The organism is Brucella sp. NBRC 14130, assembly GCF_040371715.1.
Taxonomy (GTDB): Bacteria; Pseudomonadota; Alphaproteobacteria; order Rhizobiales; family Rhizobiaceae; genus Brucella; species Brucella intermedia.
In genome coordinates, this window is the sequence record NZ_BAABTE010000003.1 from 80173 (window position 1) to 100140 (window position 19968).

Genomic DNA, 19968 nt, shown 5'->3' on the forward strand with positions numbered 1-19968 from the left:
CTAGCCTATGTATCGTTATGATGAATTCGACCGCGATTTCGTTGCGGCCCGTGTTGCCCAGTTCAAGGATCAGGTCGAGCGCCGTCTGGCGGGCGAGTTGACTGAGGACCAGTTCAAGCCGTTGCGCCTGATGAATGGCCTTTATCTGCAATTGCACGCCTACATGCTGCGCGTGGCCATTCCCTATGGCACGCTGTCGAGCCGCCAGTTGCGCAAGCTCGGCCACATCGCGCGCGTCTATGACCGTGGGTTCGGCCATTTCACCACGCGCCAGAATATCCAGTACAACTGGCCTGCATTGAAGGACGTGCCCCGCATTCTGGAGGAACTGGCGGAAGTCGAGATGCACGCCATCCAGACCTCGGGCAATTGCATTCGCAACGTGACTGCCGATCATTTCGCAGGCGCTGCCGCCGATGAGGTTGCCGACCCGCGCCCATTCGCGGAAATCCTGCGCCAGTGGTCTTCGCTGCATCCGGAATTTTCCTATCTGCCGCGGAAGTTCAAGATCGCCATTGTCGGCTCGGAGCATGACCGCGCCGCCATTCAGGTGCATGACATCGGCTTGCAGCTGAAGAAGAACGAGGCAGGCGATCTGGGGCTGGCCGTCTATATTGGCGGCGGTCAGGGCCGCACGCCGATGGTGGCGAAGAAAATCCGCGACTTCCTGCCTATCGAGGACATGCTGACCTATGTGACGGCAATCGTCCGCGTCTATAATCTGCATGGTCGCCGCGATAACAAGTACAAGGCGCGCATCAAGATTCTCGTCCACGAAACGGGCGTGGAGGAACTGACCCGCGAGATCGATGCCGAATGGGAAGACATCCGTTACGGTGAGTTGAAGCTGCCGCAGCGCGATATTGACGCCATCGAAAGCTATTTCCGTATGCCGAACCTGCCGCAGCGGCCGGAAGGCTGGGAGATACTGGCCGTCACGCAAAGGGCCGATCCGGCTTTCGCGAGCTGGGTTGCCCGTAATGTCACGCCGCATAAGCACCCGGATTACGCGGTCGTCACCATTTCGCTCAAGCCTATCGGCGGCATTCCGGGTGACGCAAGCGCTGAACAGATGGAGCTGGTCGCGGATATTGCTGCAACCTATTCTTTCGATGAAATCCGGGTGAGCCACGAGCAGAATCTGGTTCTGCCCCACGTCGCCAAGGCCGATCTCGCCGCCGTCTACGATCTCTTGCAATCGGATGGTCTGGTGACGCCCAATGCCGGTCTCATCACCGACATTATCGCCTGCCCGGGTCTCGACTATTGCGCGCTTGCCAATGCGCGTTCCATTCCGGTGGCGCAGCGCATTTCCGAGCGCTTCGGCGACCAGCAGCGCCAGCTCGAAATCGGCGATCTGAAGATCAAGATTTCGGGCTGCATCAATGCCTGCGGCCATCATCATGTCGGCCATATCGGCATTCTGGGCGTCGAGAAGAAGGGTGAGGAACTCTATCAGATCACGCTTGGCGGTTCGGCGGACGAGCAATCGGCCATCGGTGAAATCACCGGTCGCGGTTTCTCCTCGGAAGACGTGGTGGATGCCATCGAGACGGTGGTGGACACCTATCTCGCCTTGCGTGAGAGCGCGGAGGAGACCTTCCTTGCCGCCTATCGCCGCGTCGGAATGGAGCCGTTCAAACGCGCGCTTTATGGAGAACTCAGCCGTGCAGCTTGATGCCGAAGAAAGTGCTGCCGCCGAAGCCCGCCTTCTTGAGGCTAGCCACGGCGCATCTTCCCCGCAGGAAGTGATCGCGCTTGCCACGCATGAACTCTATGGGGGGCAGATCGCGGTCGTGTCTTCCTTCGGCGCGGAATCGGCGGTGCTTTTGCATATGATCTCGGAAATCGACCCGGCGACCCCGGTTCTGTTTCTGGATACGGGAAAGCATTTCCGGGCGACGCTCGATTATCGGCACGATCTGGTGGACCGGCTTGGTCTGACCGATGTGCAGGACATTCTTCCCGTCGAGGAAAGTCTCAAAAGCGAAGACCCGTTCGGCGCCCTGTCGATGACCGACAAGGACCGCTGCTGCTTCATCCGCAAGGTCGAGCCGATGGCGCGGGCTGTCGCGCCCTATCGGGCCTGGATGACAGGCCGCAAGCAGTTTCAGGCATCGACCCGTGAAAGTTTGCCGGTATTTGAATCGGTCGGCCCGCGCATCCGTATCAATCCGTTGGCGCGCTGGCAGGCGGCGGACTTGAAGGCCTATGCCGAAAAGCACGATCTGCCGCCGCATCCGCTCACCGCGCAGGGCTATCGCTCCATCGGCTGCATGCCATGCACGCGCCCCGTGGGCGATGGCGAGGATCAACGTGCGGGGCGCTGGGCGGGATCGGAAAAGACAGAATGCGGCATCCATCTGACGGGTCTTGCCGACAGCCTTAAAACATTGGGAGCCATGGACCGCAAATGAGTGAAATCAACGAAACAAAACTCTGGTCTGCCGATGGCTTTCGCGAGGACGACTATGTCTTTGCCGACGATCTGGACGCGGCGGGCGATGCTTCGGCTGTCATCATTCCGCTGGCCATCTGGCTCGGGCTGGATGAGGAGCGCCGCCGCGCCTCCAACCGCCGGATCGGCGTTACTGTTGCGCCGGGCGAAGCAATCGATCCGCTTCTGGACGATCTTGGCAGGATACCGTTGATCGCCTTGCAGTTTCCGGCATTCAATGACGGACGCTCCTATTCCAAGGCCGAGATTTTGCGCCGTGAAGGCTTTGCGGGCGAATTGCGCGCCGTTGGTGACGTGCTGATCGATCAGGCGAGCCTGATGCTGCGCACGGGCTTCGACACATTGCAGGTGACAAACAAGGTCGCGCAGAAGCGTCTTGATGAAAACCGGCTTGTCGACACGCCGGGATATTATCAGCCGGGTCGCGGTTCCATTCCGGAAGAGGGCGGGTTTGCCTGGCGTCGCGTCAAGGCAAGTTAGGCGCATCGCTCAAATTTGCCATTTTTCTGCGCGCCTTGATGCGCTAGACACGCCTCAGCAATTTCAGGGAGTCGCGGCGTGATCCGGCACATTGTTTTCTTCAGCGTCAGGCAAGATCAGGATATCGAGACTGTCAAAAGGGGATTGGAGCAACTTGCCGCCATTCCCCACGCTGACCTTTTTGAAGTCCTGCCGAATTCCAAGGTCGACCCGATGTGCGACCGCATCGATCTGGTTGTCTATGCCGAGTTCAAGGATGAAGAAGCGCTTTTCGCTTTCAAGAAGCATCCGATTTACGACGCCACGACACAGCTTGTGCGTCCCATGCGCGAATTGCGTTTTTCCGCAGATGTGGTGACGGACAAGGGCTGAAGCATTTTCGAGCCAAGCGCGAAACGGTTTTGCGTTCGCAAATGATAACTACCAGTCGGCCTGCGGCCTTTCCTGCAATGGCAGGCCGCCAAAAAGATCGGGCTCGCTGGACGTTCTCGCCCGTTCAATATTGAGAAGCCTGAGCTTCGTCGCCGTGCCACCCGCCGCCGAAAAGCCGCCGACCTTGCCATTGGAGCCGAGCACGCGGTGACATGGCACGATGATCGGAAACGGATTCTTGCCCAGCGCATAGCCGACAGCCTGTGAGAGACTCACATCACCGATCCGTCGGGCAATTGCGCCGTAGGTCGTGGTCTCGCCCGTTTTCAGCTCGAGGATGATTTCATAAACCTGCCGGTTGAGGTCGGGTTGGGCATCGAGCGCCAGCGGCGTGCCCGAAAAATCAACATCGTCTCCGGCGAGAAGCGCACGCACACCCTCGACTGCCCGGGTAACGAAAGCCGGCGCCTCAGTATCGTCTGCCCCCGGAAACCGTTCGCGCAGACGATACCGGGTTTCCTTTTCGCCGGCATCTCCGATTTCGACGCCAACGATTTTCTCGCCGCGCCACGCGATGCCGCACGGTCCGATCTCTGTTTCGAAAATGGTGACGCCTGACGATTCCATGACTGTGATGTTAGCACGGTTTTGATCGCGACAATGCCGCTTATTGGGCCGCTTATCGGGCCGCTTATCGGGCCGCTACAGGAACGTTCACGTGAAAAGTCGCAACAATTGCCAAAAATGGCGCAGCGAAATGGTTGAAGAACGACACGAATAATGATTGTGTGAAAGCGACCGGCCAATGCCCTTAAATGGCCAAATGGATTGACGAAAGTTTCCGGCACCTGTCACGGCGGGAGCGGAACCGAGGAATTTAAATGGACGATTACGAGCGATATGCCACAGGGTTGATGATCGTTTTTGGCGCGTTGATCATCGGCGGTCTCATGGCGGCCAACCTGTACCACGGCGACAAGCCGGGCTTTTTATTCGCGCTTGGCGCGGCGGTCGTCGGCTGGTTTTCAGCTTTCGCCGTTCTTTTCGACAAGCCGCGCGTCTATGGCGTGATGATTGCGGTCGCAATCGGCCTAGTCGCGGCTTCCATCGGTGCTTATGTTACCTGATTTTTGAGCCAGTTCATTTAGAACAAGCCCCGGGAAACCGGGGCTTGTTCGTTTTAGAGATATGGCGAATAGCACTGGCGCCGTGGCCCGTAATTGGGCTGGAACGTGTTATCATAGGCTCGGTAGGAGCGATAACGATTGTAGCACCAGCGTACATGCGGGTTGCCGCCGCGATAGACTGGCGCTGCGCGGTAGCGGTAGGCAGGCGGCGGTCCCCAATAGCGTCGGTCATAGCGATAGTGTGGGCGGTAACGCGGGTAGTCATGCCGCCAGTGGCGGCGATGTTCGCGCCAGTAGCGACGGTCGCCCCGGTAATCGTAATATTGGACCTGATGCACATTCGGCGCCGAAGTCTGTGCGGACGGCGTCGCCATTAGAGATGGTTGCGCCGCATTCGCAGTCCCGGAAGCTGCGGATAGTCCCAGGCCGAGTGACAGGCATGCGGCAAACAGGGAATAAGCAAACCTTTTCATTGGTCTCTCCTCACAGCGCATCCCGAAAATGCGAAACCGCCTTCGGTGAGGATGCGCGCAAAAATAAACAATACATTTCGTCCCTGCGCCCATTTTACGCCCGACATTATGGCAGAGCGGTGGCCCTCCGCAGTCACAATTTCTTGGACCCGGCAACAGATCGTTGATCTCCGGCAATGCGATTGGAGAACGGCTTCCGAATTGACATAAAGATATGTTTATGTCATTAAGCGACCTTCGCAAGATGCGTATGGCAGGCAATTCCGGTTTGACGTCGCGAACCGGCCCCGTTGCCTGGTAACAGACAGAATACAGGCGGTGTTTTATGGCCTCTTCCCTCGAAGGTCTTTTTGGTGCAACGGCAGCGCAGCCGGATGGCCCCGAAGTACTGGCAGCTCTCACCAAGGCGGCGCGTGAGCGCATCCTGATCCTCGATGGCGCGATGGGAACCCAGATCCAGGGGCTTGGTTTTCATGAAGAGCATTTTCGCGGTGAGCGTTTCGGTGCCTGCGATTGCCAGCTTCAGGGCAACAACGATCTTCTGACACTGACGCAGCCCAAGGCTATCGAGGAAATCCACTACGCCTACGCCATTGCGGGCGCGGATATTCTCGAAACCAACACCTTCTCCTCCACGAGGATTGCGCAGGCCGATTACGGCATGGAAGATCAGGTCTATGAGCTGAACCGCGATGGCGCGCGCCTTGCCCGCCGCGCCGCCCTGCGTGCCGAGCAGAAGGACGGTCGCCGCCGCTTCGTTGCGGGTGCTCTCGGGCCGACAAACCGCACCGCGAGCCTGTCGCCGGATGTCAACAATCCCGGTTTTCGTGCTGTCACCTTCGACGACCTGCGCATTGCCTATGCCGAGCAGATCAGGGGGCTGATCGACGGCGGCTCCGACATCATCCTGATTGAAACCATCTTCGATACGCTCAATGCCAAGGCGGCCGTCTTCGCTTGTGAAGAAGTGTTTGCGGAAAAAGGCATTTTTCTGCCGGTAATGATTTCCGGCACGATCACCGATCTTTCCGGCCGCACGCTGTCGGGCCAGACACCGACCGCATTCTGGCATTCGCTGCGTCATGCCAAGCCATTCACTATCGGTCTCAACTGTGCGCTGGGTGCCAATGCCATGCGTGCGCATCTCGACGAATTGTCGTCGATTGCCGATACCTTTGTCTGCGCCTATCCGAATGCCGGTCTGCCGAACGAGTTCGGCCAGTATGATGAAACGCCGGAAGCAATGGCCGCACAGATCGAGGGCTTTGCCCGTGACGGTCTGGTCAATGTGGTTGGCGGCTGCTGCGGTTCGACGCCGGAACACATCCGCGCCATCGCCGAGGCTGTTGCAAAACATCCGCCGCGCAAGCCCGTCAAGGTTGCGCCGCTGATGCGTCTGTCGGGCCTTGAGCCATTCACGCTGACCAAGGACATTCCCTTCGTCAATGTGGGCGAGCGCACCAACGTGACCGGCTCCGCGCGTTTCCGCAAGCTGATCAAGGCCGGTGATTTCTCTGCAGCCCTCGATGTCGCGCGGGATCAGGTCGCCAATGGCGCGCAGATCATCGACATCAATATGGATGAGGGCCTGATCGATTCCGAAAAGGCGATGGTCGAATTCCTCAATCTGATTGCCGCCGAGCCTGATATTGCCCGCGTGCCGATCATGATAGACAGCTCCAAATGGGAGGTGATCGAGGCTGGCCTGAAATGCGTTCAGGGCAAGGCGGTGGTCAATTCCATCTCGATGAAGGAAGGCGAGGAAGCCTTCATTCATCACGCCAGGCTTGTCCGCGCCTATGGCGCGGCGGTGGTCGTGATGGCTTTCGATGAAACCGGGCAGGCCGATACGGAAGCCCGCAAGGTCGAAATCTGTACCCGCGCTTACAAGATCCTGACGGAACAGGTCGGTTTTGCACCGGAAGACATCATTTTCGATCCGAATATCTTTGCCGTCGCGACCGGTATCGAGGAACACAATAATTACGGCGTCGACTTTATCGAGGCGACCCGGCAGATCATCGCCACCCTGCCGCATGTGCATGTGTCGGGCGGCGTGTCGAACCTGTCCTTCTCGTTCCGCGGCAATGAGCCGGTCCGTGAGGCGATGCATGCCGTGTTCCTCTATCATGCCATCCAGGCGGGCATGGATATGGGCATCGTCAATGCCGGGCAGCTGGCGGTTTACGACACGATCGATCCCGAGTTGCGCGAGGCTTGCGAGGATGTGGTGCTCAATCGCCGCTCTGACTCGACCGAGCGCCTGCTGGAAATCGCCGAGCGGTTCCGCGACTCAGGCTCGAAGGAAGCCAAGGCGCAGGATCTGACATGGCGCGAATGGCCGGTTGAAAAGCGTCTTGAACATGCGCTGGTCAACGGCATTACCGAATATATCGAAGCCGATACGGAAGAAGCGCGCCAGTCTGCCGAACGCCCCCTGCATGTCATCGAAGGCCCGCTGATGGCCGGCATGAACGTGGTTGGCGATCTGTTCGGCGCGGGCAAGATGTTCTTGCCGCAGGTGGTGAAGTCCGCCCGTGTGATGAAGCAGGCCGTGGCCGTGCTCCTGCCTTACATGGAGGAGGAAAAACGCCTTAACGCCGAAAATGGCATCGGTGGCGGTGAACGTCAGAGCGCCGGCAAGGTGCTGATGGCAACGGTCAAGGGCGACGTGCACGATATCGGCAAGAATATCGTTGGCGTCGTGCTGGCCTGCAACAATTACGAGATCATCGATCTCGGCGTCATGGTGCCTTCGCAAAAGATTTTGCAGGTGGCGCGTGACGAAAAAGTGGATGTGATCGGCCTTTCGGGCCTCATCACGCCGTCGCTTGACGAAATGGTGCATGTCGCTGCGGAAATGGAACGGGAAGGTTTCGACATTCCGCTGCTGATCGGCGGCGCCACGACCAGCCGTGTTCATACGGCGGTGAAAATCCATCCGCGCTACGAACGTGGGCAGGCCGTTTATGTCATCGATGCCAGCCGCGCCGTCGGCGTGGTATCCAGCCTGCTGTCGCCGGAAGGCAAGCAGGCCTATATCGATGGCCTGCGCGGGGAATATGCCAAGGTAGCAGCCGCCCATGCACGCAACGAAGCGGAAAAGCAGCGCCTGCCGCTCGCCCGCGCTCGCGCCAATGCGCACAAGCTCGACTGGGAGAGCTTTGTACCGAGAAAGCCGACCTTCACCGGCACCAGAACCTTCGATGATTACGACCTGACGGAGATCGCCCGCTATATCGACTGGACGCCTTTCTTCCAGACATGGGAACTGAAGGGCCGCTATCCGGCGATTCTGGAAGATGAAAAGCAGGGCGAGGCCGCTCGCCAGCTCTGGGCCGATGCGCAGGCCATGCTGAAAAAGATCATCGACGAAAATTGGTTCGCGCCAAAAGCTGTCGTCGGCTTCTGGCCAGCCAATGCGGTAGGGGACGATATTCGTCTTTTCACCGATGAAAGCCGGAAGCAGGAACTTGCCACCTTCTTCACGCTGCGCCAGCAATTGAGCAAGCGCGATGGCCGTCCGAACGTGGCCATGTCCGACTTCGTGGCGCCGGTCGAGAGCGGAAAGCAGGATTATGTCGGCGGCTTCGTCGTGACTGCGGGCATTGGCGAAGTGGCGATAGCCGAACGTTTTGAGCGCGCCAACGATGATTACTCGGCCATTCTTGTGAAGGCACTGGCTGACCGCTTCGCGGAAGCCTTTGCTGAATTGATGCATGAACGGGTGCGCAAGGAGTTCTGGGCCTATGCTTCCGACGAAACCTATACGCCGGAAGAGCTGATCGGGGAACCGTATAAGGGCATTCGTCCGGCTCCGGGTTATCCGGCCCAGCCGGACCATACCGAAAAGACGACACTTTTCCACCTTTTGGACGCGACTGCGAATACGGGCGTGGAACTGACCGAAAGCTACGCCATGTGGCCTGGCTCCTCGGTATCGGGCCTCTATATCGGCCATCCGGAAAGCTACTATTTCGGCGTGGCCAAGGTGGAGCGCGATCAGGTCGAGGATTATGCGGCGCGCAAGGGCATGGCGGTCGAGGAAGTGGAGCGCTGGCTCGGCCCTATACTCAATTATCTGCCGGGCGCTGGAAAAGACGAGGATGCGGCGGCCTGACCGGCCGTCGCGGGCCTCTCGCTCACCGGCGTCTATTAATCATATCTCAAATACTAGTCATTCTGACAGGTTTGCCGAACCTGTCAGAGGGCTCTACTGTTCCTGAATGCAAATCGGTTTCAGGTTCGGCGGTGCAGGAGCATTTCCAGCGGAGTATGAAACGGGTTCCATTCGAAAGTGCTTACAAGAAACAGTTGGAGGTTTTTGGCTATTCCGGCAGCGGAAGCGCAGATCTGCTCGCGGCTGTATGGGAAGTCAAAGTATTTCATTTAGTGCTAATTTAGTAACCGACTGTTGTGATAAAAATATTCACAATTTATCACTTTGAGTTCATATGAAACTATTTTGCTATATAGTCAGAAACCGATGGTTGTGGTAGCCATCAATCGCGCAACTGTTTTATGTAAGGGCGCCACATTTTAATAAATTCAAAATTAGTCTTTAATTGGGATGTCTGCAATGAAATGGGAACAAATTTATGAATCCATGCAATCTGCTGACGATGCCGGACAGCTCCTTGAATACATAGATACCTATGCCAGACAGTGCGGATTTGCACACACGGCCTATCTCATGCGCATTCCACTGCTGAACGGCGTGGTCAAATGGCTTAGTTTTGGCTCGTTGCCCCAGGAATGGACCGATCATTATGCCGACAAAAAATATGCGGACATAGATCCGTTGGTTCGCAAGGCGTTGAACAGCATCGAGCCGCTGGTCTGGTCATCGAAGCTGTTTGCGGAGGCTCCGCAGATATGGACAGATGCCCAGCGCTTCGGCATCAGGGTCGGCATTTCGCAACCGTGCTGGGCCGCGCAAGGCGTGTTTGGAATGCTGTCCTTTCTCAGAAGCGGTCCGGCGCTGTCGTCCGGCGAGATTTCAATGTTGCGGCGTCAATTGCAGATCGTGGCCAACCTGCTGCATCTGGCGATGTATGAACATCTCGATGTTCCAACCATGAACTGCGTGTCGGAAGTGAACCTGACGATGCGTGAGCGGGAAATTCTGCGGTGGACGAGTGAAGGAAAGACGGCCGAAATCATCGGCACGATCCTCAATATATCCACACGCACGGTGAATTTTCACATCAGCAACGTGCTTACAAAGCTGGTTGCGGTCAATAAGGTTCAGGCGGTCGCCAAGGCGCGCACGTTCGGACTTCTCTAAATACTTCCCAAGTCCCTCGGCGGTTTGTTCCGAAGGGCATTTTTCAGCAGCTTCCGGTTTGCGCTTTTTCTGAAACGGGCTACAAATTCATTATCTTTCCGGAGGATCAATGAATGACTGCTCAGCCAAACTCTCTCGAAGCCCGCGATATCCGTTATCATCTGCATTCCTACACCGATGCTGTCCGACTTGAGGCGGAGGGCCCGCTTGTCATCGAGCGCGGCGACGGCATTTATGTCGAGGATGTAACGGGCAAGCGTTACATCGAGGCGATGTCCGGGCTTTGGAGTGTCGGCGTCGGCTTTTCGGAGCCGCGTCTGGCGGAAGCGGCTGCGCGGCAGATGAAGAAGCTGCCCTTCTATCATACCTTCTCCTATCGTTCGCATGGTCCCGTCATCGATCTGGCTGAAAAGCTCGTTTCGATGGCTCCCGTGCCGATGAGTAAGGCTTATTTCACCAATTCAGGTTCCGAAGCCAATGATACCGTCATCAAGCTGATCTGGTATCGCTCCAACGCGCTGGGCGAACCGGAGCGCAAGAAAATCATTTCGCGCAAGCGCGGCTATCACGGCGTGACGATTGCCTCAGCCAGCCTGACAGGACTGCCCAACAATCACCGCTCCTTCGATCTGCCGATCGACCGGATATTGCATACGGGCTGTCCGCATCATTATCGCGAAGGGCAGGCGGGTGAGACCGAGGAGCAGTTCGCAACGCGGCTGGCCGATGAACTGGAACAACTGATTCTCGCGGAAGGTCCGCACACCATTGCCGCTTTCATCGGCGAGCCGGTGATGGGCGCTGGGGGCGTGGTCGTGCCGCCGAGAACCTACTGGGAAAAGGTGCAGGCTGTTCTCAAGCGCTACGACATTCTGCTGGTCGCAGACGAAGTCATCTGCGGTTTCGGACGGACAGGCAACCTGTTCGGCAGCCAGACATTTGACATCAAGCCGGACATCCTGGTCATGTCGAAGCAGCTTTCGTCATCCTATCTGCCAATCTCAGCATTCCTCATCAATGAGCGCGTCTATGCGCCGATTGCCGAGGAAAGCCATAAGATCGGCACGCTTGGTACCGGCTTCACAGCATCGGGCCATCCGGTGGCGGCGGCTGTGGCATTGGAAAACCTTGCGATCATTGAAGAGCGCCAACTGGTTGCCAATGCGCGGGACCGCGGCGCCTATATGCAGAAGCGCCTGCGTGATTTGCAGGATCACCCGCTGGTCGGCGAAGTGCGCGGCGTCGGTCTTATTGCCGGTGTCGAACTTGTCACAGACAAGCAGGCCAAGACAGGCCTTGAACAAGCCGGCGCACTGGGCGCGCAGGCAAATGCAGCCCTGCAGGAACGCGGCGTGATTTCGCGCGCAATGGGCGACACGCTCGCCTTCTGCCCGCCGCTCATCATCAACGATCAGCAGATCGATACGATGGTGTCCGCACTGGAGGCGGCGCTGAACGATGTTCAGGCAAGCCTCGCCAGATAATAATTTGCTCTGGAGCCGTCCGGCGGACGGGCGGCTCCGGAACGGAAAATCTGTTTAATAGCACAAAAATTGTAGGATTTTCCGTAACTTGGCGGAAAATCGGCTTTTGCGAGCACGCGCAAGTTTGTTCCGGCCCCGCTCGCAAATACGGTAAGTTTTTCGCGCAAGCCAGTTGCAATACGCGATAGGTTTCTTTCACTTTCCCGCATCATTTCACGACAATGCGCGCACTGTGGCTTTTGCCGCATCTGCGCCGGATGAAAGCCCGTTTTCTGACCTTGGGCATCCCTCCCGCGTTCGAGCATTTCCAGCCAAAAGCGCAAAGCGGTTTTGCGTTGGATAATGCGAAAAAACAAAGAGATAGAGCGGTTCCAAACTCCGTTTGGATGGAACTGCTCTGGACCCCATCCGGTTGCCGGGAGTAAGTAGTCGTGCATCATGCATCCCTGACCAAGAACCTGACGCATCTGCAGCGCCTCGAAGCGGAGGCGATCCATATTTTTCGTGAGGTTGCGGCAACATTTTCCAACCCTGTGATGCTTTACTCGGTCGGCAAGGATTCGTCGGTGATGCTGCATCTGGCGATGAAGGCATTCTATCCGGCGCCGCCGCCATTTCCCTTTCTGCATGTCGATACGACCTGGAAGTTCCGCGAAATGATCGAGTTTCGCGATGCGCAGGCCCGCGAAAAGGGTTTTGAGCTGCTCGTGCATATCAACGAGGATGGCGTGCGCGAGGGCGTCGGACCTTTCAGCCACGGGTCGAATGTCCATACCCATGTGATGAAGACGGTCGCCTTGCGGCAGGCGCTCGACAAATACAAGTTCGATGCTGCTTTCGGCGGCGCCCGCCGCGACGAAGAAAAATCACGCGCCAAGGAGCGTATCTTTTCCTTCCGTAACGCACAGCACGGTTGGGATCCGAAGAACCAGCGGCCTGAAATGTGGAAGATTTACAATACGCGCGTTTCCGCTGGAGAATCGATCCGCGTCTTTCCGCTCTCGAACTGGACCGAACTCGATATCTGGCAATATATCCTGCAAGAGAACATCCCCATCGTCCCGCTTTATTTTGCCGCGCATCGCCCGGTGGTCGAGCGCGATGGCATGCTGATCATGGTCGATGACGAGCGCATGAAATTGCGCCCGGGCGAACAGGTGGAAAACCGGCTGGTGCGGTTCCGCACGCTTGGCTGCTATCCGCTGACCGGCGCAATTGAATCCAGTGCGGCGGACCTCTCCGGGATTGTCGAGGAAATGTTGATCGCCCGTACATCCGAGCGACAAGGTCGCGCCATCGATCGTGACGAGGCCGGGTCGATGGAGAAGAAGAAGCGCGAGGGCTATTTCTGATGAATGCTATAATCAAGCCTGTTGCGACCAATGCCGCAGTCAGCGATTTTCTGGCCGATCAGGAACGCAAGACACTGCTGCGCTTCCTCACCTGCGGCTCGGTGGATGATGGAAAGTCAACGCTCATCGGGCGTCTGCTTTACGACACGAAACTGATCTTCGAGGACCAGCTAGCGTCATTGAAGAACGACAGCCGCAAGTTCGGAACGACCGACGACGATTTCGATTTCGCGCTTCTGGTAGACGGTCTGGAGGCCGAGCGGGAGCAGGGCATCACCATCGATGTCGCCTATCGCTTCTTTTCGACGCCCCGCCGCAAGTTCATCGTCGCGGACACGCCGGGTCATGCGCAATATACGCGCAACATGGCGACGGGCGCATCGACAGCCGATCTTGCCATCGTGCTGGTCGACGCCCGTCAGGGTGTGCTGACCCAGACACGCCGCCATTCCTTCATTGCGTCGGCGCTCGGTATTCGCCACATCGTTCTGGCGGTGAACAAGATCGATCTCGTCGATTTCTCGAAAGAGGCCTTTGAGCGCATCGTTGCCGACTATATGGGCTTCGCAAAGGAGCTTGGCTTTGCCAGCATCCAGCCGATCCCGCTTTCGGCACGCTTTGGCGACAATGTCACCCTGCCATCCGCCCGCATGGGCTGGTACCAGGGGCCGCATTTGCTCGAACATCTGGAGACCGTGCGCATCGACACGGAAGTGGCGGCAAAGCCTTTTCGGTTCCCGGTGCAATATGTGAACCGGCCCAATCTCGATTTTCGCGGTTTCTCCGGCACCGTCGCATCCGGTTCGATCAGCGCCGGCGATGCCGTCGTGGTAGCCAAATCAGGCAAGACCTCCCGCGTCAAACGCATCGCCACCTATGACGACGATCTGACACGGGCTTCCGAAGGACAGGCTGTCACTTTGGTGCTCGAGGATGAGATTGAGGTCTCGCGCGGCAATATGCTGGTGGGGACGGAATCACGGCCCGAAGTGGCGGATCGTTTCTCCGCCAATATAGTCTGGTTCGGTGAGGATGCCTTGCATCCCGGCCGCTCCTATCTGCTGCGCACCGAGACCGATCAGACGCCGGTAACGATCAATGAGATCGTGTACAGGACTGACGTTGACAGCTTCACCCGGAAGGATGCATCCCGCCTCGACCTCAACGAGATCGGGCTTTGCCATCTCCAGACCGTGGATCAGATTGCATTCGACCCCTACACTGACAATCGCGTAACGGGCGCATTCGTCCTGATCGACCGGCTTACCAATGCGACCGTTGGGGCTGGAATGATCGACAGCGCGCTTCGTCAGGCGACGAACGTGCACCTGCAGTCCTTCGATCTCGACAAGCAGGCCCGCGCTGCGCAGAAATTCCAGAAACCGGCTGTGCTGTGGTTTACGGGCCTGTCCGGCTCCGGCAAATCCACCATCGCCAACCGGCTGGAACAGCGGCTGCACGCGCTCGGCAAGCACACCTATCTGCTCGACGGCGACAATGTTCGCCACGGGCTCAACAGCGATCTGGGTTTTTCCGAGGAAGACAGGGCAGAAAATATCCGCCGCGTCGGTGAGGTTGCCCGTTTGATGACCGATGCAGGTCTGGTGGTGCTCGTCTCCTTCATCTCGCCTTTTCGGGCCGAGCGGGATCGCATTCGTTCCCGGCTGCCTGAAGGTGAATTTGTCGAAATCTTCGTCGATACGCCGATAGAGGAATGCATTGCCCGCGATCCGAAAGGGCTTTATGCGCAGGCCCTGCGCGGCGAGATAAAGGCTTTTACCGGTATCGATTCTCCCTATGAACCGCCGGTATCGCCCGAGCTTCGGCTGAACACGACGGGCCGGGACGTTGACGAACTCGTCGCGGAAGTAGAAAAGTATCTTGCCGAGCGTGGTATCATCGGCAGCTATGGCAGCGATACCTGGTCAATCTGAGCAAATGAAGATTTCAGCCTCCCCGAAAGCCGATCCGAGCGGCGAAGCAATGCTTGCCGTGCTGCTGGAAGCCGCATTGGAGGCGGGCCGCACGATCATGAAGCACTATGCGAATGGTTGCGCGGTTCACAGCAAGAAAGATTCTTCTCCGGTCACGGAAGCAGATCGTGACGCGGAGGCCATCATCCTTTCCGCACTGGCTTCGGTCGCCCCGGATATTCCGGTCGTGGCTGAAGAGGAAGTGGCGGCGGGACGTCTGCCCGCGCAACTGGGACGGCGGTTTCTACTGGTTGATCCTCTGGATGGAACCCGTGAATTCCTGCTGCGCAACGGCGATTTCACGGTGAATATCGGCCTGATCGAGGATGGCGCTCCGGTTCTCGGCATCGTTTATGCACCCGTTCGCAATCGCTTGTTTGTCGGAACCGGCAGCGGTGCGGAAGAAATAACCACGACCAAGGATCACGCGCTGGGAACACGGCGGGGGATAGGGGTGCGCGTTCATGGAGCCGAGCAGGTGGCGGTTTGCAGCCGGTCCCATAAAAATCCGGAAACGGAAAAATTCTTGAACGACAACCGGATCACCAACTGCGTTTCCATCGGTTCGTCGCTGAAGTTCTGCCTTATTGCCAGCGGCGAAGCCGATATTTACCCGCGTTTCGGTCCCACCATGGAGTGGGATACGGCGGCAGGCGATGCCGTGCTGCGCGCCGCAGGCGGTCTAACGACCACTTTCGAGGGGATACCGCTCTCCTATGGCCAGCGCGCCAGCGAAGGTGTCGCCGGTTTTGCCAACCCCAATTTTGTGGCGTTTGGCGGCGGGACGCTGCCGGTTTTCGAGACCGTTTGAAGCTCTTTCCAGCTTTTCGGGTTCGGCATTCAAAAAAACGACAAGATGCTCTTGCGGCTTGAAATCTGGAGCGTTATAAGCCGCCTCAATGGTCAAGGCCACATGGTCACGGAGTGTAGCGCAGCCTGGTAGCGCACCTCGTTCGGGACGAGGGGGTCGGAGGTTCGAATCCTCTCACTCCGACCATCTTTCAAGTTACTGATCAACTTGGATATTCCCCGATTTATTGGTTTCGGCTTGCTGATCTTCTCCCATTGAAATGCAAGATGGCGCCCTACGCGGTGATTTTTCTATGCTGCGGCGAAAAGCTACACCATTCTGCAACCTGAAATATGCTTCATTCCCGAAAAATAGGGGGGAGGCATGGACGAGTTATCAAACCCAGCGGTCCATACACGCAAGAAGCGAGTAATTGTAGTCGATACGGAAACGACTGGACTGTTGCCATACGACCGCATCGTGACCATAGGGGCGGTCAAAATCGAAGGTGATGAACTTCTTCACCAGTCTCTACATCTGATATTCGATCCAAGGAAAGACAGCCATCCGCAGGCCGAAGCCGTGCATGGCTACGATAATTGGATGACACGATATCAGGACTTGTTTTCTGATCTTGCCGCTCCAATCCGTAAGTGGTTCGATTGGGCGGATGAAATCGTGGCACATAACGCAGATTTCGATATGCGCTATGTGCAACGGGAGTTTCGGAAGGCGGAAGTGGATATGCTCCCCCATCCGGTATTCTGCACCATGGAGCGGTCGCGAGAAATATGGTCTGGCCAGTCCGCCAAGCTCGATGACTGCTTGGCCCGAATAGGTTTATCACGTATCGGACAACGGCACGGAGCGCTTGAGGACGCGTACTTGACAGCAGGTCTTTACCTTCATCAGCGAGGCATCAAAAAGTCGCTACCGAAGGTCAACTCATGGTCGCCGCCTAAAAACTTGAAGCCATATCCGCCTCGGCCAGAGGGTGAACTGCCCAGGAGAGCCCCAAAGCGGAAATAAAGCGGGAAACAGCACCTACCATTAATGTGGGGTCTGTGGGATAGAGTACTTACATCGGTTGTCATTCTTCTTTCCCGAAAACCGACATCCGCATGAACTCTCCGTCGTACTGGGCAAGGGCGGCTACGCGCTTCCGGTCCAGAATTTCCACCCGGTTTGAGCGGAACAGGATCAGCCCTTCTTCCCGCAAGTCGCGCAGCATCCGGTTGAGATGAATTGGCGTCAGCCCCAGTGCATCGGCAAGCTGATATTGTGTCAGCGGGCAATAGAAGGAATTCGCATCGCCCATGCCCGAGGATTGCACGCGGTCGGAGAGCTCGAGAAACAGATGCGCGGTGCGGACGAAGGCAGCGCGGCACCCGATATTGGTAAGATGCTCGATAAGCAGGGATCGCTGGCGCGCGAGAAGCTCTATGAAGATCAGGCTGAGGCGCGGTGCGTATTCAATGGAGGCCTCGAGAGAGACGAGCGGAATTTCGAACACCGACATGGGCGTGATTGCCGTGATGGTGTTATAGCTGTAACCGTCCGCCGTTCGCAGCCCCAGAAAATCGCTCCGCATGGGAAAGTCGATGATCTGCCTCTCGCCGCTGGCCAGATCGCGATAGACACATCCCCAGCCGGAACGAACGAGATGAAGGCTTCTGATTTGTTCTCCCTGCCTGATGATCGCGGCATCGGCGGCAAAGTCGCCTTCGATAATGGTGAGAGAAGAAAGCGCGTCTATCTCCCGCGCTCCGAGCTTGGCGAAAATTGGAGAGGCCTCCAATAAACCAATGAGCGCTTCAGTCGATGGGTCTGTGGTCTGCCTGCCACTGTGCATTTTTAACCCGTTGGAGCATATTTTGATATGTGTGAAACGGCCTTTCGGCAAGAATGCGCATTAAGACGAACAGTTAGGGCGCTGATCTCATCTAAGCAAATCGAAATGCGCTCCAAACATTTTCTGAAAACTACAGGGCGATCTTCCGCTTGGAAGAACACATGAATAATCGAGGGATATTTCCGCCAGTGAGCATGAATATCCTCGAGCAAGAGTTACTCAAATTCCGTCTTGAGCTTCTCAAATTTCAGTAAAGTCGGAAATCAACTAAACCAAAGATATAGAGGCTATATCTCCTGCCGTTCAAGTCTTTCTTACAAGTGGTCATAAATTTTATGCATTGCTAACATAAGTTAATGACACGATTATTTCCCGATAGCAATATTCACGCTGGTCATGGATAGGGCTCTATCCATGTAAGCATTGGAAAACACTCGTCTCTGACGAAAGTAATAGTAGGATGCATAAACATAGAGCAACTTGAGTATGCCGGGAGCATCACATGTTGGAAGTAAGAGGGGATAGCATTTGGACTGCTCCGGAGCACGGGGATGACAGGGGGGGTGCTTCGGGTATTGAGGCCGTACGGGAACGGCGCCTGTTGCTGGTATGCAAGAGCAATCTTGAACGGCAATGTCTTTATAACGGGCTTGTGCTGAACGGGCTCAAGCTTCCCGTAGAAACACAAGCGACGATCGAACTGGCAGATCCAACCGAGGATATTGCTGTTGTTCTGATCAATATAGGTTCGAAGCGACTGGCGGACCCATTTTTCTCAGAAAAGCTGCAAGCTGTGATCGAGCTCTGGCGTCCGGTGCCGGTCGTATTTCTCGCTGAACGCGAGGAGTGGGCTCAGGTCGTACGTGCCATGGAAATCGGCGCTCGCGGCTATATTCCGACCTCGGTCGATATAAAAGTCTGTGTCGAGGCCATTCATCTTGCCACCGCCGGCGGCATGTATGTGCCTGCTTCCATGGTTTTTCAGACCGCGCCGGCCGATATCGACGACGACGTTCTGGGAGAACTGCTCACCGCGCGCGAGATCGAGGTTGTCCATGCGATCCGGATCGGCAAGTCGAACAAGATCATCGCCTTCGAGCTTGGCATGAGCGAGGGTACAGTGAAGGCGCATGTCCATAACATCATGAAGAAGATCGGCGCCGCAAACCGTACGGAAGTGGCTTGCAAGCTGCACCGCATGTATGGCGAAAAATTCGATCTCGATTAAATCATCATTTCTCGTTTGGTCCGGTGTCATTGCTCCACCTTGGGAGCGTCGGCACTCGGTCCCGCTTGCCTGACGTGCAGATTTTTCCTGCGTTTTCGCGCCGGGTAAAACGTCAATTCTGCTTCAGCCGCTGAAGAAAGGCGGCGTATGTCGAAAATTGTTCCGGCTGAAGTGGTTGCTTTCTATTGAAAAACCGCGAAATTATCCGGACGCGATCAGAATAATGCCAGCCTCAGGACAACAATGCAGCTCACTCCCCGTCACAACGCAATTCTAGAGCTCGCTCGCAAACAGGGGCAGGTTCTGGTGGACGATCTTGCCGCGGCATTCGAGGTGACGCCGCAAACGGTGCGCAAGGACCTGAACGACCTCTGCCGGGCTCGGATGCTGCGCCGCATCCATGGTGGGGCGCTCTATCCGTCCGGTGTCGAGAACATGGAATATGAGGCGCGGCGTCGCATCGCGGCGCATGAGAAGGAAGCGATCGGGCGCGCTGCCGCGGAGATCATTCCCGATGGCGCTTCATTGTTCATCAATATCGGCACCACGACCGAAGCCGTCAGCCAGGCACTGGTCGACCATGACAATCTGATGGTCATCACCAATAATATCAATGTTGCCAATACATTGCGGGTTCACGCCTCGATCGAGGTGGTGGTCGCGGGCGGTGTCGTGCGTCCGTCGGACGGGGGGATCGTCGGCGAAGCCGCCGTTGATTTCATCCGGCAGTTCAAGGTCGATTACGCGATCATCGGAGCCTCGGCCATGGACGAGGACGGGGCGCTGCTCGATTTCGATTTCCGCGAAGTGAAAGTGGCGCAGGCAATCATTGCCAATGCCCGGCATGTCATCCTCGTGACCGACGCCACAAAGCTGGAGCGCACGGCGCCGGTGCGCATCGGCCATATATCGCAGATCGACACATTCATTACCGATCACTGCCCGTCGGACCAGTTGAGGAACCTGTGCCGGGAAAACGAGGTCGAACTGATTGAAACCCTTGGCGAAAGCCCCACAGGGGAAAAAGAGTCCTAGTTTCGTTTATTTTCGATTTGCTTTCGTATTAAATGAATTATATTCGCTTTGGTTTTC

At 56.9% G+C, this 19968-nt stretch carries 18 protein-coding genes and 1 tRNA gene; 15 read left to right on the forward strand and 4 right to left on the reverse strand.

Annotation, left to right across the window (positions count from 1 at the left end):
- Positions 1-7: 7 nt before the first annotated feature.
- The 4 genes from ABWW28_RS06525 (at position 8) to ABWW28_RS06540 (ending at position 3310) form a co-directional block, all read left to right on the forward strand.
- A complete protein-coding gene (locus ABWW28_RS06525) occupies positions 8-1678 on the forward strand; it encodes a nitrite/sulfite reductase (protein ID WP_112701993.1) in 1671 nt (556 codons plus the stop codon).
- Positions 1653-2417, forward strand: a complete 765-nt coding sequence (locus tag ABWW28_RS06530) for a phosphoadenylyl-sulfate reductase (RefSeq protein ID WP_113342010.1) — start codon at positions 1653-1655, stop codon at positions 2415-2417. Before ABWW28_RS06525 ends, ABWW28_RS06530 begins: the two co-directional genes overlap by 26 nt.
- Positions 2414-2938 carry a DUF934 domain-containing protein gene (locus tag ABWW28_RS06535; protein WP_113342011.1) on the forward strand — a complete coding sequence of 175 codons (525 nt, stop codon included), beginning with the start codon at positions 2414-2416 and terminating at the stop codon, positions 2936-2938. The genes ABWW28_RS06530 and ABWW28_RS06535 overlap by 4 nt, the downstream gene beginning before the upstream one ends.
- A 78-nt stretch (positions 2939-3016) precedes the next feature.
- Entirely contained in the window at positions 3017-3310 is a 294-nt protein-coding gene (locus ABWW28_RS06540; protein ID WP_113342012.1) for a Dabb family protein, read from the forward strand.
- Positions 3311-3358: 48 nt separating this feature from the next.
- Here the strand turns inward: ABWW28_RS06540 and ABWW28_RS06545 are convergent, their stop codons facing one another.
- Complete coding sequence (locus tag ABWW28_RS06545; protein WP_113342013.1) at positions 3359-3937, reverse strand: methylated-DNA--[protein]-cysteine S-methyltransferase; 579 nt, start codon at positions 3935-3937, stop codon at positions 3359-3361.
- Positions 3938-4191: 254 nt separating this feature from the next.
- On the opposite strand from ABWW28_RS06545, the gene ABWW28_RS06550 reads away from it, so the two are divergent.
- Positions 4192-4437 (forward strand): hypothetical protein, encoded by a 246-nt coding sequence (locus tag ABWW28_RS06550; RefSeq protein WP_006465911.1) that lies wholly within the window; start codon positions 4192-4194, stop codon positions 4435-4437.
- Between the two features lie 53 nt (positions 4438-4490).
- On the opposite strand, the gene ABWW28_RS06555 is transcribed toward ABWW28_RS06550, so the two are convergent.
- Positions 4491-4910: a BA14K family protein gene (locus ABWW28_RS06555; protein ID WP_113342014.1), complete on the reverse strand. Its 420-nt coding sequence runs from the start codon at positions 4908-4910 to the stop codon at positions 4491-4493.
- Positions 4911-5235: 325 nt separating this feature from the next.
- Here ABWW28_RS06555 and metH point away from each other — a divergent pair, with 325 nt between their 5' ends.
- From metH to ABWW28_RS06570, 3 genes are all read left to right on the forward strand, one after another.
- Positions 5236-9030 carry a methionine synthase gene (metH, locus tag ABWW28_RS06560; RefSeq protein WP_113342015.1) on the forward strand — a complete coding sequence of 1265 codons (3795 nt, stop codon included), beginning with the start codon at positions 5236-5238 and terminating at the stop codon, positions 9028-9030.
- Between the two features lie 459 nt (positions 9031-9489).
- Positions 9490-10197, forward strand: coding sequence for a LuxR family transcriptional regulator (locus tag ABWW28_RS06565; RefSeq protein WP_112701986.1), 708 nt, complete (start codon positions 9490-9492; stop codon positions 10195-10197).
- 113 nt (positions 10198-10310) lie between these two features.
- Positions 10311-11681: an aspartate aminotransferase family protein gene (locus ABWW28_RS06570; RefSeq protein ID WP_100647904.1), complete on the forward strand. Its 1371-nt coding sequence runs from the start codon at positions 10311-10313 to the stop codon at positions 11679-11681.
- On the opposite strand, the gene ABWW28_RS06575 is transcribed toward ABWW28_RS06570, so the two are convergent.
- The gene (locus ABWW28_RS06575) at positions 11660-12121 is read right to left on the reverse strand and encodes a hypothetical protein (protein ID WP_353390584.1); all 462 of its coding nucleotides are present in this window, start codon (positions 12119-12121) and stop codon (positions 11660-11662) included. The genes ABWW28_RS06570 and ABWW28_RS06575 overlap by 22 nt on opposite strands.
- Here ABWW28_RS06575 and cysD point away from each other — a divergent pair.
- The 5 genes from cysD to ABWW28_RS06600 all read left to right on the forward strand — a co-directional run bounded on the left by cysD (position 12113) and on the right by ABWW28_RS06600 (position 16825).
- Positions 12113-13033 (forward strand): sulfate adenylyltransferase subunit CysD, encoded by a 921-nt coding sequence (gene cysD, locus ABWW28_RS06580; protein WP_182506227.1) that lies wholly within the window; start codon positions 12113-12115, stop codon positions 13031-13033. The two genes, ABWW28_RS06575 and cysD, sit on opposite strands and share 9 nt — an antisense overlap.
- Complete coding sequence (gene cysN / locus ABWW28_RS06585) at positions 13033-14967, forward strand: sulfate adenylyltransferase subunit CysN (protein ID WP_112701985.1); 1935 nt, start codon at positions 13033-13035, stop codon at positions 14965-14967. Before cysD ends, cysN begins: the two co-directional genes overlap by 1 nt.
- Positions 14968-14971: 4 nt before the next feature.
- Positions 14972-15817, forward strand: a complete 846-nt coding sequence (cysQ, locus tag ABWW28_RS06590) for a 3'(2'),5'-bisphosphate nucleotidase CysQ (RefSeq protein WP_100647908.1) — start codon at positions 14972-14974, stop codon at positions 15815-15817.
- Between the two features lie 109 nt (positions 15818-15926).
- A tRNA-Pro gene (locus ABWW28_RS06595) sits at positions 15927-16003 on the forward strand.
- A gap of 177 nt (positions 16004-16180) precedes the next feature.
- Positions 16181-16825, forward strand: a complete 645-nt coding sequence (locus tag ABWW28_RS06600; RefSeq protein ID WP_112701983.1) for a 3'-5' exonuclease — start codon at positions 16181-16183, stop codon at positions 16823-16825.
- Positions 16826-16886: 61 nt separating this feature from the next.
- Here ABWW28_RS06600 and ABWW28_RS06605 read toward each other — a convergent pair whose 3' ends face one another.
- Positions 16887-17648, reverse strand: coding sequence for a Crp/Fnr family transcriptional regulator (locus ABWW28_RS06605; protein WP_006470823.1), 762 nt, complete (start codon positions 17646-17648; stop codon positions 16887-16889).
- Positions 17649-18150: 502 nt separating this feature from the next.
- Here ABWW28_RS06605 and ABWW28_RS06610 point away from each other — a divergent pair.
- Positions 18151-18876, forward strand: coding sequence for a response regulator transcription factor (locus ABWW28_RS06610; RefSeq protein ID WP_006465924.1), 726 nt, complete (start codon positions 18151-18153; stop codon positions 18874-18876).
- Between the two features lie 243 nt (positions 18877-19119).
- Positions 19120-19911: a DeoR/GlpR family DNA-binding transcription regulator gene (locus ABWW28_RS06615; RefSeq protein WP_112671368.1), complete on the forward strand. Its 792-nt coding sequence runs from the start codon at positions 19120-19122 to the stop codon at positions 19909-19911.
- The last annotated feature ends 57 nt before the right edge of the window (positions 19912-19968 follow it).

What these genes read in the sequence shown, in the direction of transcription:
- ABWW28_RS06525 (WP_112701993.1), top strand. Translation starts at nt 8, where the DNA reads ATGTATCGTTATGATGAATTCGACCGCGATTTCGTTGCGGCCCGTGTT.
- ABWW28_RS06530 (WP_113342010.1), top strand. Translation starts at nt 1,653, where the DNA reads ATGGAGAACTCAGCCGTGCAGCTTGATGCCGAAGAAAGTGCTGCCGCC.
- ABWW28_RS06535 (WP_113342011.1), top strand. Translation starts at nt 2,414, where the DNA reads ATGAGTGAAATCAACGAAACAAAACTCTGGTCTGCCGATGGCTTTCGC.
- ABWW28_RS06545 (WP_113342013.1), bottom strand. Translation starts at nt 3,937, where the DNA reads ATGGAATCGTCAGGCGTCACCATTTTCGAAACAGAGATCGGACCGTGC.
- ABWW28_RS06550 (WP_006465911.1), top strand. Translation starts at nt 4,192, where the DNA reads ATGGACGATTACGAGCGATATGCCACAGGGTTGATGATCGTTTTTGGC.
- ABWW28_RS06555 (WP_113342014.1), bottom strand. Translation starts at nt 4,910, where the DNA reads ATGAAAAGGTTTGCTTATTCCCTGTTTGCCGCATGCCTGTCACTCGGC.
- metH (WP_113342015.1), top strand. Translation starts at nt 5,236, where the DNA reads ATGGCCTCTTCCCTCGAAGGTCTTTTTGGTGCAACGGCAGCGCAGCCG.
- ABWW28_RS06565 (WP_112701986.1), top strand. Translation starts at nt 9,490, where the DNA reads ATGAAATGGGAACAAATTTATGAATCCATGCAATCTGCTGACGATGCC.
- ABWW28_RS06570 (WP_100647904.1), top strand. Translation starts at nt 10,311, where the DNA reads ATGACTGCTCAGCCAAACTCTCTCGAAGCCCGCGATATCCGTTATCAT.
- ABWW28_RS06575 (WP_353390584.1), bottom strand. Translation starts at nt 12,121, where the DNA reads ATGATGCACGACTACTTACTCCCGGCAACCGGATGGGGTCCAGAGCAG.
- cysN (WP_112701985.1), top strand. Translation starts at nt 13,033, where the DNA reads ATGAATGCTATAATCAAGCCTGTTGCGACCAATGCCGCAGTCAGCGAT.
- cysQ (WP_100647908.1), top strand. Translation starts at nt 14,972, where the DNA reads ATGAAGATTTCAGCCTCCCCGAAAGCCGATCCGAGCGGCGAAGCAATG.
- ABWW28_RS06600 (WP_112701983.1), top strand. Translation starts at nt 16,181, where the DNA reads ATGGACGAGTTATCAAACCCAGCGGTCCATACACGCAAGAAGCGAGTA.
- ABWW28_RS06605 (WP_006470823.1), bottom strand. Translation starts at nt 17,648, where the DNA reads ATGCACAGTGGCAGGCAGACCACAGACCCATCGACTGAAGCGCTCATT.
- ABWW28_RS06610 (WP_006465924.1), top strand. Translation starts at nt 18,151, where the DNA reads ATGTTGGAAGTAAGAGGGGATAGCATTTGGACTGCTCCGGAGCACGGG.
- ABWW28_RS06615 (WP_112671368.1), top strand. Translation starts at nt 19,120, where the DNA reads ATGCAGCTCACTCCCCGTCACAACGCAATTCTAGAGCTCGCTCGCAAA.